At 44.2% G+C, this 14,789-nt stretch carries 12 protein-coding genes and 1 other annotated feature; of the genes, 9 read left to right on the top strand and 3 right to left on the bottom strand.

All coding sequences use genetic code 11. The annotated features are described in order from the left end of the window. Positions 1-109: 109 nt before the first annotated feature. The gene (locus AC4EHJ_RS05960) at positions 110-2,251 is read left to right on the top strand and encodes an ATP-dependent Clp protease ATP-binding subunit (protein WP_490974648.1); all 2,142 of its coding nucleotides are present in this window, start codon (positions 110-112) and stop codon (positions 2,249-2,251) included. A 36-nt stretch (positions 2,252-2,287) separates the two neighbouring features. Here the strand turns inward: AC4EHJ_RS05960 and AC4EHJ_RS05955 are convergent, their stop codons facing one another. Beyond that, entirely contained in the window at positions 2,288-2,473 is a 186-nt protein-coding gene (locus AC4EHJ_RS05955; protein WP_490974647.1) for a YjzD family protein, read from the bottom strand. Between the two features lie 188 nt (positions 2,474-2,661). On the opposite strand from AC4EHJ_RS05955, the gene AC4EHJ_RS05950 reads away from it, so the two are divergent. The 3 genes from AC4EHJ_RS05950 (at position 2,662) to AC4EHJ_RS05940 (ending at position 6,921) form a co-directional block, all read left to right on the top strand. Then, positions 2,662-3,600 (top strand): beta-ketoacyl-ACP synthase III, encoded by a 939-nt coding sequence (locus tag AC4EHJ_RS05950; RefSeq protein ID WP_490974646.1) that lies wholly within the window; start codon positions 2,662-2,664, stop codon positions 3,598-3,600. A 29-nt stretch (positions 3,601-3,629) separates the two neighbouring features. Further along, positions 3,630-4,865 carry a beta-ketoacyl-ACP synthase II gene (fabF, locus tag AC4EHJ_RS05945; protein WP_490974645.1) on the top strand — a complete coding sequence of 412 codons (1,236 nt, stop codon included), beginning with the start codon at positions 3,630-3,632 and terminating at the stop codon, positions 4,863-4,865. Between the two features lie 331 nt (positions 4,866-5,196). Then, positions 5,197-6,921 (top strand): peptide ABC transporter substrate-binding protein, encoded by a 1,725-nt coding sequence (locus AC4EHJ_RS05940; protein WP_490974644.1) that lies wholly within the window; start codon positions 5,197-5,199, stop codon positions 6,919-6,921. A 36-nt stretch (positions 6,922-6,957) separates the two neighbouring features. Here the strand turns inward: AC4EHJ_RS05940 and trpS are convergent, their stop codons facing one another. After that, positions 6,958-7,947: a tryptophan--tRNA ligase gene (gene trpS, locus AC4EHJ_RS05935; protein WP_490974643.1), complete on the bottom strand. Its 990-nt coding sequence runs from the start codon at positions 7,945-7,947 to the stop codon at positions 6,958-6,960. 46 nt (positions 7,948-7,993) lie between these two features. Further along, positions 7,994-8,206, bottom strand: a binding site (T-box leader). A 42-nt stretch (positions 8,207-8,248) separates the two neighbouring features. After that, the gene (locus AC4EHJ_RS05930; protein WP_490974642.1) at positions 8,249-8,590 is read right to left on the bottom strand and encodes a DUF3899 domain-containing protein; all 342 of its coding nucleotides are present in this window, start codon (positions 8,588-8,590) and stop codon (positions 8,249-8,251) included. A 241-nt stretch (positions 8,591-8,831) separates the two neighbouring features. Between AC4EHJ_RS05930 and AC4EHJ_RS05925 the strand changes: the two genes are divergently transcribed. The 5 genes from AC4EHJ_RS05925 to AC4EHJ_RS05905 all read left to right on the top strand — a co-directional run bounded on the left by AC4EHJ_RS05925 (position 8,832) and on the right by AC4EHJ_RS05905 (position 14,706). Then, the gene (locus AC4EHJ_RS05925) at positions 8,832-10,544 is read left to right on the top strand and encodes a peptide ABC transporter substrate-binding protein (RefSeq protein ID WP_490974641.1); all 1,713 of its coding nucleotides are present in this window, start codon (positions 8,832-8,834) and stop codon (positions 10,542-10,544) included. Between the two features lie 198 nt (positions 10,545-10,742). Continuing rightward, on the top strand, positions 10,743-11,678 hold the full coding sequence (gene opp3b, locus AC4EHJ_RS05920; RefSeq protein WP_490974640.1) for an oligopeptide ABC transporter permease: 936 nt from the start codon (positions 10,743-10,745) through the stop codon (positions 11,676-11,678). Beyond that, entirely contained in the window at positions 11,678-12,697 is a 1,020-nt protein-coding gene (gene opp3C / locus AC4EHJ_RS05915) for an oligopeptide ABC transporter permease (protein WP_490974639.1), read from the top strand. Before opp3b ends, opp3C begins: the two co-directional genes overlap by 1 nt. A gap of 15 nt (positions 12,698-12,712) precedes the next feature. Continuing rightward, on the top strand, positions 12,713-13,768 hold the full coding sequence (locus tag AC4EHJ_RS05910) for an ABC transporter ATP-binding protein (protein WP_490974638.1): 1,056 nt from the start codon (positions 12,713-12,715) through the stop codon (positions 13,766-13,768). Next, the gene (locus tag AC4EHJ_RS05905) at positions 13,768-14,706 is read left to right on the top strand and encodes an ABC transporter ATP-binding protein (RefSeq protein WP_490974637.1); all 939 of its coding nucleotides are present in this window, start codon (positions 13,768-13,770) and stop codon (positions 14,704-14,706) included. Before AC4EHJ_RS05910 ends, AC4EHJ_RS05905 begins: the two co-directional genes overlap by 1 nt. Positions 14,707-14,789 lie beyond the last annotated feature (83 nt).

The following is a 14,789-nucleotide window of genomic DNA, read 5'->3' as shown; positions in this document are numbered from 1 at the left end:
CATTTTTCCTGAGGGCCTTTTTTTATGGTTTAATCGTTTGCTTTTAAGGGGCGAATTTCATATAATTGAATTAGTCAAGAAAGGTCAAACTTTTAAAGGAGTGAGCAGAATGGTTCAATTTCCAAACCAGAATCAAGAACAGCAATCGCCGCTTGAACAATATGGACGCAATATGGTGGAGCAGGCGAAATCCGGGAAAATGGATCCCGTCATCGGCCGGGATCAGGAAATCCGCAATGTAATCCGTATCTTATCGCGGAAAACGAAAAACAACCCTGTATTGATCGGTGAGCCGGGCGTAGGGAAAACCGCAATTGTCGAAGGTTTGGCACAGCGCATCGTGCGCAACGATGTGCCGGAAGGTCTGAAGGATCGGGTTATCTATGAGCTGGATATGAGCGCATTGATTGCTGGTGCTAAGTACCGCGGAGAATTCGAAGAGCGCTTGAAAAGCGTTTTGAAACAAGTCAAGGATAGTGCTGGCCAAATCATTTTGTTCATTGATGAAATCCACACGATTGTCGGCGCCGGTAAAACGGAAGGCGCAATGGACGCTGGGAATATGCTGAAGCCGATGCTTGCGCGCGGCGAACTGTATTGCATCGGAGCAACCACATTAGATGAATATCGATTGCACATCGAAAAAGATCCAGCACTGGAACGGCGCTTCCAGCAAGTTATGGTGCGTGAACCCTCTGTGGAAGATACCGTATCGATTTTACGCGGTTTGAAAGAACGTTTTGAATTGCACCACGCGGTGCGCATCCATGACCGAGCAATTGTAGCGGCTGCGGCAATGTCGGACCGTTATATTACAGAGCGTTTTCTTCCGGACAAAGCGATCGACTTGATCGATGAGGCGTGCGCAATGATCCGCACAGAAATCGATTCGATGCCCCAAGAGCTCGACGAAGTGACCCGCAAGCTCATGCAGCTTGAAATCGAGGAGCAGGCATTGATGAAAGAAAAAGACGCAGCCAGCAAAGCACGCCTGGAAACGCTCCGCAAGCAAATTGCCGAGCTGAAAGAGTCTTCCGCCGGCATGAAGCAGCAATGGACTTCTGAAAAAGAAGCATTGAAGAAAATCCAGGAAAAACGCGAAAAGCTGGACCAATATAGAAGACAGCTTGAAGAAGCTGAAAACCGCTACGATTTGAACGCCGCTGCAGTGCTGCGCCACGGCAAGATTCCTGAACTTGAGAAAGAATTGGCTTCGTTAGAATCGGACCTCGAGAAAGAAGGGGCGGAACGCCTGTTGCGGGAAGAAGTGACGGAAGAGGAAATTGCTGGGATCGTAGCCCGTTGGACGGGAATTCCGGTGACGAAATTGGTTGAAGGGGAACGGGATAAATTGCTGCGCCTCGGCGATACATTGAAAGAACGTGTAATCGGCCAGGATCGCGCGGTAGAGTTGGTGACTGAAGCCGTATGGCGGGCCAGAGCAGGCATCAAAGACGTGCAAAAGCCGATAGGTTCGTTTATCTTCCTTGGACCAACAGGGGTAGGGAAGACGGAACTAGCTAAAGCATTGGCTGCCAACCTTTTCGATTCGGAAGATCATTTCATCCGCATCGACATGTCGGAGTATATGGAGAAACACAGTGTTTCCCGCTTGGTGGGAGCGCCTCCTGGATATATCGGCTATGAAGAAGGCGGCCAATTGACGGAAGCGGTGCGGCGAAATCCGTATTCGGTTGTGCTGTTGGATGAAATTGAAAAAGCACATCCTGATGTAGCCAATATATTGCTTCAGATTCTGGATGACGGACGTATCACGGACAGCCACGGACGGCTCGTGAACTTTTCCAATACCGTCGTCATCATGACATCAAATATCGGATCGGCGTTTATCGGGCAGGAAACGAAAGAGCATTCATTGGATGACATCATCATGGCGGAGCTCCGCAAGCATTTCAAGCCGGAACTATTAAACCGTATAGACGATATCGTCATTTTTCATGCCTTGGATAATAGCCATTTCTATGGCATCGCCAAAAAAATGCTTGCAGAACTCGGAGCACGCTTGGCCCAGCAGCAATTAAAATTGGATGTTGATGAATCAGTCATTCGCTATGTAGTTGAAGCGGGGACAGATCCGATTTTTGGAGCACGTCCGCTGAAACGTTTTATTCAGCGGGAAATAGAAACCAATATCGCACGTGAGCTGATCAAAGGGGATATCCAACCAAACTCTACTTTGCAGCTGACAATGGAAGACAACCGTTTGGCCATCATAAAAAAAGAAGCGTAATCCGGAATTCCGGCTTACGCTTCTTTTCTTCTATTATTAATGTTTTTCAGGTGCAGGGCCGTCCGGGATCAATGAAGACAGGACGAATATCAAGATTGCCACAGCTACAGAAATATAGACACCCACCATAAAGTCGAATGGAACGTTCTGCACTGCGCTTACTACGTAATTCAATAACGAAATCAACAAGAAAGACCAAAAGAATGTACCTAGAAATTGCATCAATTTTCACCTCGACATAGAAATATCTGTGTTAATCATATCATACCGGTTCACAGACAGAAAGAAAGTTTCCGATTTTCAAAGATTATTTGTCCGAAATTTGTCAGCGAGTTGAAATAAATGGGCAAATGACGTATTATTATTACCAGGTACTAATAATTGATGTTAATTGAAATGAGGGACCAATCATGAATGCAGGGATACTCGGCGTAGGAAGATGTTTGCCAGAGGGTATATTGACGAATAAGGATTTGGAAAAAAGCCTGGATACTTCAGATGAATGGATTCGCACAATGACTGGCATTGAAGAGCGCAGAATTGCGAAAGACGACCAGGATACATCTCATATGGCGTTGGAAGCTGCAAATCAGGCGATAAAAAACGCCGGCATCGATCCAGAAGAAATCGGAATGATTCTGGTTGCAACAGTAACGCCTGACCAGCCGTTCCCATCCGTAGCAAGCATGATCCAGCAAGAAATCGGAGCCAAGCATGCAGCGGCAATGGATGTTTCTGCAGCCTGTGCGGGATTCATGTACGGCGTGATTACAGCGAAGCAATTTATCGAGTCTGACACTTATAAATACGTTCTAGTCGTCGGCGTCGAGAAATTATCGAAAATCACCGATTGGGAAAACCGCAATACAGCTGTGCTTTTCGGCGATGGAGCCGGAGCGGTCATCATGGGCAAAGTTTCAGAAGGACGGGGAATCTTGTCGTTTGAACTTGGAGCGGACGGCACCGGCGGAAAGCATCTTTTCCAGGACGAGAAAGACCATTTGGTGATGAACGGACGGGAAGTGTTCAAATTCGCAGTTCGGCAAATGGGCGAATCTGCGATCAATGTAATTGAAAAAGCGGGACTAACAAAGGAAGATGTGAATTTCCTTGTCCCTCACCAAGCGAATATCAGAATCATGGAAGCTTCTCGCACCCGTTTGGATCTACCGATTGAGAAAATGTCGAAGACCATCCACAAATATGGCAATACTTCAGCAGCATCGATTCCGATTTCATTGGTGGAAGATGTGGAAGAAGGCCGGATCAAAGATGACGATGTCGTCGTTATGGTCGGTTTCGGCGGCGGTTTAACATGGGGCGCGATAGCAATGCGATGGGGCAAATAAAAGGTTAAGCGAAAGGAAGATAGAATAGAATGGAAAATCGTAGAGTAGTAGTTACAGGCATTGGGGCAGTGACTCCTTTAGGAAATAACATTGAAACAACTTGGGAAGCAGTAAAAGCCGGGAAATCCGGTGTTGGCCCGTTGACTCGGTTAGATCCGGATAAATACCCGGCCAAAATCGCTGCGGAGGTAAAAGACTTTTCAATAGAAGAATATGTTGAAAAGAAAGAAGCTCGAAAAATGGACCGCTTTACGCATTATGCATTAGCTGCATCGATTATGGCGATGAAAGATTCTGGACTGGAATTGAATGAAGAGAATGCTTTGCGCACAGGTGTATGGATTGGGTCAGGAATCGGCGGTATGGAAACGATTGAAAACCAAATGGATGTTTTGAACACGAGAGGTGTCCGCCGCATCAGCCCGTTCTTAATTCCAATGATCATTCCTGACATGGCGTCAGGGCAAGTTTCCATCTACTTCGGCGCGAAAGGCATCAATTCTTGTTCCGTAACAGCATGCGCATCAGGTACGAATTCCATCGGTGATGCATTCAAAGTCATCCAGCGCGGCGACGCGGATGCAATGATCACGGGCGGTGCGGAAGCGCCAATTACACAATTGTCTGTGGCAGGCTTTACTGCGAATACCGCATTGACAACAAACCCGGACGCAGCGACTGCTTCACGTCCGTTCGACAAGAACCGCGACGGATTTGTCATCGGCGAAGGGGCCGGCATCATCATTCTCGAAGAGTATGAGCAGGCTAAAGCACGCGGCGCAAAAATTTATGCAGAACTAGTGGGCTATGGCTCAACGGGTGACGCGCACCACATCACAGCTCCGGCACCAGGCGGAGAAGGTGCAGCACGCGCAATGGCACAGGCACTTGCAGACGGCGGTGTTGAGAAAACCGATGTCGGCTATATCAATGCGCATGGCACAAGTACACCTTATAATGACCTTTTCGAAACGATGGCAGTGAAAACGGTCTTTGGTGAGCACGCTTATAAGCTTGGCATGAGTTCGACGAAATCGATGACGGGCCATCTCCTAGGAGCGGCTGGCGGCATTGAAGCAATCTTCACTGCGCTTGCGTTGAAAGAAGGCATAATGCCTCCAACGACGAATTACAGCACGCCGGATGAGGAATGTGATTTGGATTACGTACCAAATGAAGCGCGCAAAGCGGATTTGACATACGCGATGAGCAATTCACTTGGATTCGGCGGGCACAATGCTTCTTTGGTATTCAAGAAAATTTAAAGTTTGATAAATGAAAACGGTAAGCTGCAGGCTATTTTTGCAGCTTGCCGTTTTTTATTTGTCTTAAGCAACCACTTAATGAGGAATCGTTTAATTGCGAGAACTGAAAGCTATGTATTTAAGCTAAGCAACTACTTTATGGCTTTTCGGAAAATAATTATATAATGCTATGTTTTTTCTATACTAGAAAGAATTTTAATAGCTAGCAAACTTAGTTTATGATATAAATTTGATCAGAATTATCTGAATTATCAAATAAATGATATCAATTTCAATGAAAAGGCGTATAATTAAAGCATACATATCAACTCAACTCGAAGGAGGACTGAAAGTGAATGCCACCAAAGTTTTTTTATTGATTGTTTTAGTTTTAATGGCAGTTGTCGTTGTGTCTGGTTGCAGCGAACAAGAAGGGGAAACTAAAACAGAGACGGTACAAAGCGATGGTGAGGCGACAGAAACAGGAGGGAGTGGGAACGAAAAAAGTCTTGAGAGGGATGATGAACAAATCTTAAACTTAATAGAAATCGGTGAATTTAATTCGATGGATTCGGCACTTGCAAGAGACGTCGGTACTTTTAACGTGTTGACCAACGTTAACGAAGGGCTTTTCCGTCTAGACGAAGATAATCAAGCGATTCCGGCTCTTGCTGCAGAAGAACCAGACATTAGTGAAGATGGGTTGACTTACACATTCACCTTACGTGAGGCTAATTGGTCAAATGGTACACCCATTACATCAGCTGACTTTGTTTACGCTTGGCAACGGGCAATTGACCCGGCTACCAAATCGCCTTATGGTCCATACATGATGGCAGGCACTGTCGCAAATGCCGAAGCTATTGCTGCGGGTGAAATGGAAGCTTCTGAATTAGGGATAAAAGCACCGGATGAAAGAACATTGGTTGTTACGCTTGAGCGGCAAGTGCCGTATTTTATTTCCCTAATGGCGTTCCCGACCTTCTTTCCGCAAAATGAAGCGTTTGTTACAGAAGCCGGAGACGCTTATGCAACAAACGCTGATCAAGTACTTTATAACGGGCCATTCACGTTGGCTAGTTGGGAAAGCAGCGGAACAACTTGGTCAATGGAGAAAAATGAAGAATATTGGGATGCAGAAACAGTTGTTCTTGAGACGATAAATTTTGATGTCGTAAAAGATCCTGCGGATGCAGTTGAGCTTTATACTTCAGATGAAAAAGACCGTACGTATCTTGTTGGTGAATTTGCGAAGCAATATGCTGATGACCCGGAAGTGGTAGAAGAGCAAAGTCCTGCCATCTTCTACTTAAAATTCAATCAGCTGCGTGACGGGGAAAAAACCTTATTCGCAAATGAAAATATTCGAAGAGCCCTGTCACAAGCTTATAATAAGAAGGAAATGGTAGACACTATCTTAGCGGATGGTTCAGTGCCAGCAAACTATTTAGTGCCAATAGAATTCGCTTTTGATGAAAGCGGAAAAGATTTTCGTTCTGTAAATGGCGATATGCTGGAATTCAATGCTGAAGAAGCCGCTGAGCTATGGAAGACTGGATTAGCAGAAGAAGGGCTGGATGAAATAACACTGGAACTTTTAAGCGAAGATCATGAAGTATTTATTAACTTAAATGAAGAATTGAAAAGTCAACTGGAAGAAAACTTGGAAGGATTGACAGTAAATATAAAAACAGTGCCCTTTGAAGCTCTTTTGCAATTTGAAGAAGCACAGGATTATGAGTTCCTGCATACAGGATGGGGTCCGGATTACTTGGATCCAATGACATTTATTGATTTGTTTGTTACAGATTCTCCACTCAATTTGATGTCTTATTCAAACGAAGAATTTGATGCATTGGTTGAATCAGCAAAAGGGGAGCTAGCGCAAGAGCAGGATGCACGATGGGAAGCATTGGCAGAAGCTGAAAGAATCCTGATCGAAGAAGACGCGGCCATTGCCCCCACCTATCAAATGGGATACATGTCGTTGCAAAAACCATATGTGAAAAACATAATAAAAAACCCATTTGGAAGCGAGTATAGCTACAAATGGGCGTATATTTCTGGAAAAGAGTAAACAAAAAGGGCTGCAATCCCTGCAGCCCTTTTTGTTTTATTTTCTTTTACGGCCAAGGCCCATGGCATTTTCCATTTTCTTTAATGTATTATTTGACAGGGCATTGGCTTTTTCTGCGCCAGCATCAAGAACTTTGTCCAGTTCATCTGAGTCGATCAATGCAGCATACCGCTCTTGTATCGGGGCCAAATGTTCTGTAACTGCTTTGGCGACAGAAGATTTGAAATCCCCGTAGCCGGAGCCTTCATATTTAGCAACCAGGCTGTCAATGGTTTCACCGGTCAATGCAGCTTCAATGGTCAATAGATTTGCTACTCCCGGTTTATTGATCGGATCGTAGTTGACGATGCCTTCGGAATCGGTAACGGCGCTTTTAATTTTCTTTTCTATCGTTTTCAGATCATCCAGCAATGTAATAACCGCTTTTTTATTGGTGTCGGACTTGCTCATCTTTTTCGTTGGGTCCTGCAACGACATGATGCGTGCGCCATTCTTCGGGACGCGGATTTCTGGAATCGTAAAAATATCATTGAATTTTCGGTTGAACCGCTCTGCCAGATCGCGTGTCAATTCGATATGTTGCTTCTGGTCATCTCCGACAGGGACAATATCGGTTTGGTACAACAGGATATCAGCCGCCATTAATGGGGGATACGTCAATAGTCCAGCCAAGACAGAAGCGTTTTTAGCCGATTTATCTTTGTACTGAGTCATGCGTTCAAGTTCTCCGATAGTCGAGATGCATTGCATCATCCATCCCGCCTGGGCATGTGCTGGAACTTCCGACTGAATGAACAGGGTCACTTTCTCCGGATCGATGCCGGCTGCAAGGTACAATGCCGCCAAGGACTTGATGTTCCTCCGCAGTTCTTTACTGTCCTGCGGCATCGTGATGGCATGTTGGTCGACGATGCAAAATATGCAATCATACTCGTCTTGAAGGTCCGTAAATTGTTTAAATGCACCGATATAGTTTCCTAAAGTCACTGTACCGGTAGGCTGTACGCCTGAAAAAATCTTTTTCATCGACAATTCCTCCTCAAAATAAAAAAACACAGCACACATCCCTGCATAAAGGGACGAATGATGTGTTTTTCCGCGGTACCACCCTAGTTGCCGTTTCCAGCCACTCTTCTTCATAACGTGAAGAACACGGAAACGGCTACGTTGCTTCACCGTTTCAGCTCAAAAGTCCATTCAATGGAATCCTTCGCCTGTTTCCACCAACCACAGACTCTCTATTATAGAAGGAAGACCACCTACTACTCTTTATCATAGCTTCATATATTCATCCATTATAAACCAAAGGAGAAATTCAGCGCAATATCTACATCATATAAATCAGCAAACAGATTCCCATAACGAGCAGCGTAGTTCCGCCGATGATCAACAAAGGGGAGCTGGAGAAAGCCATTGTTTGCGAAGGGAGCCTCATCTCATCGTCTTCAAGTGTCGACTTTCCTTTAAACACTTTCCGCATACTCATCGTGAAGATATCGAATACACCGGTTCTAATCACAAAAACCCATAAACCGATGAAAACCAATACCCCTCCATAGATGAAAGAAGTATTAATGTAGGATAAAAGAGAGAATGGATCACTTCTAAAAGTCATGGTCAACAAGATTAGAAATTGAATTATTAATATACCGATAAAAGATTTTTTCATTTTTTTGCACCTCAGTTCTAATATAGTGTAGAAGATTTACAAAAAAAAATCAAAAAAAAATGATAAATTTTTCCTTAGTAAACGCTTACAAACCCAATATTCACGCTACTTCACGACTTTTCTTTGACATCTTGCTGTCATCAGATTGTAATCTGGTTAAAAAAAACGCTGTACAAGGAAAAAAGAATATGTATAATTAACAGTGTACCAATTTTTCAGAAAACTTAAGGGGGTCACGTACGTGAAGAACAGCAAGTTATTTTGGCTAATGAGCCTAGTTTTAGTTCTAAGCGCATTTTTAGCTGCATGTGGCGGCGGAAGCGAAGAAGGATCTGAAACACCAGAGAAAGAAAAAGAAGGAACAACTACTGAAGCACCTGCTGCAGGAGAACCAGATGCAGTACAAGAACTTAACTTGATGGAAGGCGCAGAAATTCCTTCAATGGACTCAGCTATCGCTGAAGATTCTGTAGCATTCAACATCTTGAACAACGTTAACGAAGGTTTGTTCCGCTTGAACCAAGAAAACGTTGCTGAGCCAGCTCTAGCTGAAGGCGAACCAGAAGTCAGCGAAGACGGCTTGACTTACACGTTCAAATTGCGTGATGCAAACTGGTCTAATGGTACGCCAGTTACAGCGCAAGATTTCGTTTTCTCATGGCAGCGCGCGATCGACCCGGCTACTGGATCACCTTATGGTCCATACATGATGGCTGGAACGATCAAAAACGCTACAGCAATCTCTGAAGGCAAAATGGACAAAGCTGAACTAGGAATCGAAGCTACTGATGAGAAAACTCTAGTAGTTACTCTTGAGCGCCCAGTTCCTTACTTCATGTCATTAATGGCTTTCGGAACTTTCTACCCGCAAAATGAAGCTTTCGTTACTGAAAAAGGCGATGCTTACGCGTCTAACTCAGACAACTTACTTTCAAACGGTCCTTTCGTCTTGACTAACTGGGATGGCACTGGACTTAAATGGTCAATGGAAAAAAATGCTGAATACTGGGATGCTGAAACAGTTCAACTTGAAAAAATCAATGTTGACGTAGTTAAAGAGCCAGGTACTGCAGTTAACCTTTACACTTCAGGCGAAAAAGATCGCGCTGGCCTTTCAGGCGAGTACGCTATGCAATACGCTGATGATGCAGAAGTTATCAAAGAACTTGAACCAACTCTTTTCTACTTGAAATTCAACCAAGAACGCAATGGTGAAAAAACTCCACTTGCGAACGAAAACATCCGCCGTGCACTTTCGTTGGCGTTCAACAAACAAGATTTAACTGACGTAGTATTGGCTAACGGATCACTTCCAGCTAACTACTTAGTACCAACTGAATTCACTTTCGACGAGAGCGGCGCGGATTTCCGTGAAGTAAACGGCGACATGAACGAATTCAATGCTGAAGAAGCTAAAAAATTCTGGGCTACTGGCTTAGAAGAACTTGGCGAAACTGAAGTTACTCTTGAATTGCTTGGCGGAGACTCTGAGCTTGCTAAGAAAATGGATGAGTACTTGAAAGCACAACTTGAAGCAAATCTTGAAGGTTTGACTGTAAACCTTAAAGCTGTACCATTCAACGTTCGTTTAGAACTTGATGAGGCGCAAGATTACGATATCCAAAACTCTGGATGGGGCCCTGATTACCAGGATCCAATGACATTCATCGATTTGTTCGTAACTGGTTCTTCACACAACTTGATGTCTTACTCTAACCCTGAGTTTGACAAATTGATTGAACAAGCTAAAGGCGAATTGTCTCAAGACCTTGCTGGTCGTTGGGATGCAATGGCTAAAGCTGAAAAAATCTTGATCGAAGATGACGCTGCTATCGCGCCAATTTACCAACGCGGTGTTATGTCACTTCAAAAACCATATGTTCAAGGTATCGTTTCTCACCCATTCGGTGGAGATTATAGCTACAAATGGGCATTCGTATCAGGCAAAGAATAATTCTGTAAACTGGCCACTGTGAAAAACAAATAGTAAGAGAGTATATCGTATAAGTTTGTTCGATATACTCTCTTTTCTAATGTATGAAAATTCACTGAAAATTGACCATTTTCAGCTAACTAATGAAAAGAACATGGCACCCATTTGTAGATGTTCATGGCCCATGTAAAATAGATCTAATCTTCTTGGAGGTGCAACATGGCAAGATATATCGGAAAACGATTGATTTATATGGTAATCACTTTAGCACTGATTGCTACATTCACATTTTTCTTAATGAAAATTTTACCAGGATCCCCTATTGCTTCCGCAAGTAAACTATCTCCTGAACAAAGAGCGGTTGTCGAAGCGAGGTATGGTTTGAACGAACCTCTTCCAGTTCAGTATTTCGACTATATGTTCGGTTTAGTACAAGGCGACCTAGGCATCTCGATCAACCAATTTAAAGGCGCCAATGTTACAGACTTGATTTTGAGCCGCATGGGCCCATCTGCACAAATCGGTTTCCAAGGCATGGTTCTAGGCACATTTATTGGGGTGCTCCTCGGCATGGTTGCCGCATTGAGGCAAAACACGTGGGTGGATTATTCCAGTACGTTGGTAGCGATTATCGGAATATCGATACCGTCTTTCGTTTTCGCTTCACTTCTCCAATACTGGTTCGGCGTTAAGCTGGAATGGTTCCCGGTTGCGCTCTGGAAAGAAGGCTTTATGTCCAGTGTCCTGCCATCGATCGCATTGGCGATGTTCCCGTTGGCAACTGCAGCGCGTTTCATCCGAACAGAAATGATTGAAGTCTTAAGCTCGGATTATATTACTCTTGCAAAAGCAAAAGGGTCAAGCGGATTTGAAGTCGCATTCAAACATGCTTTCCGTAATGCATTGATTCCCTTGGTAACCGTTCTTGGGCCAATGGCAGTCGGCATTTTGACCGGTTCACTGGTTGTGGAGCAGATCTTTGCGATTCCAGGAATAGGTGAACAATTCGTGAAATCCATTATGGTTAATGACTTCTCTATTATTATGGGCACGACGATTTTCTTCTCAGTATTCTTGATTGTCGTCATTTTAATAGTGGATATTCTATATGGCATCATCGATCCTCGGATCCGTCTTTCAGGAGGTAAAAACTAATGACACAAAATCTAGAAAATTTGCCGAAAGGCTCGTTCGAGCGTATAACGGTTGATGCAAATCAAGCTGAACGCATATCAAAACCGAGCATGAGCTTTTGGCAGGATGCATGGCTTCGCCTGCGAAAAAACAAAGGAGCGATATTCAGCATCGTCCTTTTCACGCTAATTGTCATCATGTCTTTCGTGGGGCCGATGATCAGCCCTTACGAACCAAACGCGCAAACAATCACACATGCTAACTTGCCGCCTAAAATTCCGGTCATGGAGAATTTGGGCATCCTTGATGGACATGGCAATTTAGGTGGCAAAGATGTTGATATCTATGACTTGAAAAATGTCGAAGTGAATTATTGGTTCGGCACTGACGGCCTTGGCCGCGATATGTTCTCACGCCTTTGGAAAGGGACGCAAGTGTCCTTGTTCATCGCCTTTGTCGCAGCAGCGATTGATATGCTGATCGGCGTCATCTACGGCGGGATTTCCGGCTATTTCGGAGGTCGTATCGATGATTTTATGCAGCGTATAGTCGAAATTTTAACGGGTATACCAAACCTTGTTGTCGTAATCCTTTTCATTCTGATTATGGACCCGGGTATAATAGCAATTATCATCGCCTTGACGATAACCGGATGGACCGGAATGTCACGAGTCGTCCGTGGGCAAGTCCTAAAATACAAGAACCAAGAATTTGTTCTTGCTTCACGAACTTTAGGTGCCAGTGACTCTCATATCATTTGGAAACATTTGATGCCTAACGTTCTGGGCATTATCATCATCAATACAATGTTTACGATTCCAGGTGCCATCTTCTTCGAAGCCTTCTTGAGCTTTATCGGTCTGGGCCTTCAAGCACCGGATGCGTCTCTTGGAACGTTGATCAACGACGGCTATAAGCTGCTTCAATTCCAGCCGCATATCTTAGCGTTCCCAGCAATTCTCTTGAGTTTGATCATGATCTGCTTTAACTTGATCGGTGACGGCTTGCGTGATGCGCTAGATCCTAAGATGAAAGATTAAGGAGGAAAGTTTAAAATGAAGAAAATCTTACAAGTAAAAGACCTCGAGCTTTCCTTCAATACTTTTAACGGGGAAGTAAAAGCGATTCGGGGAGTAAACTTCGATCTATATAAAGGTGAGACTTTGGCGATTGTGGGGGAGTCGGGTTCCGGTAAATCGGTAACGACAAAATCCATCATGCGCTTGCTGCCTGAACAATCAGCTGTTTTCAAAAACGGCGAAATCTTGTTTGACGGACGCGACTTGACGAAACTTACCGATAAAGAAATGCAGAAAATCCGTGGAAAAGACATTTCGATGATTTTCCAGGATCCAATGACTTCTTTGAATCCGACCATGCCAATCGGCCGCCAAATCACTGAACCGATTTTAAAGCACCAAAAAATCAGTAAATCAGAAGCGAAAAAAGTGGCAATCGACCTTTTACGCCTTGTAGGTATGCCGAAACCAGAGCTGCGGATGAAACAATATCCTCACCAATTTTCAGGAGGCCAACGCCAGCGAATCGTTATTGCGATTTCCTTGGCCTGCAACCCGCAGATTCTGATTGCGGATGAGCCGACAACGGCATTGGATGTTACGATTCAAGCACAGATTTTGGAATTAATGAAAGATCTGCAGAAAAAAATCGATACTTCGATTATCTTCATCACACACGATCTTGGTGTAGTGGCAAATGTAGCTGATCGAGTTGCTGTAATGTATGGTGGTAAGATTGTTGAAATCGGCACTGTCGATGAAATCTTTTACAATCCACAGCATCCTTATACATGGGGACTACTAAGCTCCATGCCGTCATTGGATACTGCAGAATCGAAACTGTATGCAATTCCAGGGACGCCGCCAGACTTATTGGCACCTCCAAAAGGCGATGCGTTTGCACTTCGCAGTGAATACGCATTGCAAATCGACATGGAACAAAACCCTCCATTCTTTAAGGTGAGCGAAACCCATCAAGCGGCCACTTGGCTCTTGCATCCGGACGCTCCGAGAGTAGAGCCGCCGTTATCTGTCATCGAACGGATGAAGAAATTTCCGGGAAGCAGATATTATGAAGGAGGAGCTGTATAATGGCTGAAAAGTTATTGGAAATCAAAAACCTGAAACAGCATTTCAACATCGGCAAAGCCAACGAGGTCAAAGCAGTTGACGATATCAGCTTTGATATCTATAAAGGCGAAACTTTGGGCTTGGTCGGCGAATCCGGTTGTGGTAAATCCACAACCGGCCGTTCGATCATCCGTTTATATGATGCAACTTCCGGCGATGTTTTTTATGAAGGTGAAAACGTCCACGGCAAAAAGTCTAAAAAAGATCTAAAGAAATTCAACCGCAAAATGCAGATGATTTTCCAAGATCCTTATGCTTCATTGAACCCGCGCATGAAAGTCATGGACATCATTGCTGAAGGAATCGACATCCATGGCTTGGCAAAAAACGGGGCGGAACGCAAACAAATGGTTTTTGAATTATTGGAAACGGTCGGCTTGAACAAAGAGCACGCCAACCGCTATCCACATGAATTCTCAGGCGGACAGCGCCAGCGTCTTGGAATCGCGCGTGCCCTAGCAGTAGATCCGGATTTCATCATCGCTGATGAGCCGATCTCTGCATTGGATGTTTCGATTCAAGCACAGGTAGTCAACTTGCTGAAAGAATTGCAGGAAAAAAAGGGTTTGACTTATCTTTTCATCGCGCATGACCTTTCAATGGTCAAATACATTTCAGACCGCATCGGAGTCATGTACTTCGGGAAATTGGTCGAATTGGCGCCTGCGGAAGATTTGTACAACAACCCGATGCATCCATACACGCAATCCCTATTGTCTGCGATCCCGCTTCCGGATCCGAATTATGAACGCAACCGGGTCCGTAAATCTTACGATCCAGCGTCGCATAATTACACAGAAAAAGATGATGTGCAAATGAGAGAAATAACGCCTGGCCATTTCGTTCAATGTTCGACTTCAGAGTTTGAAGCGTTAAAAGCGTCAGTAGCCGTAAGATGAAAAATTTTTAACAGCGATGCCTATATATGGCATCGTTGTTTTTTTTCTTTCTATTTACCTAAATAATGATAAAATTGGAATAG

The sequence above is a fragment of the Planococcus sp. TJ-301 genome, assembly GCF_058268475.1.
The sequence above is the reverse complement of the archived record's forward strand: the minus strand, read 5'-3'. Positions and strand labels throughout refer to the sequence as shown.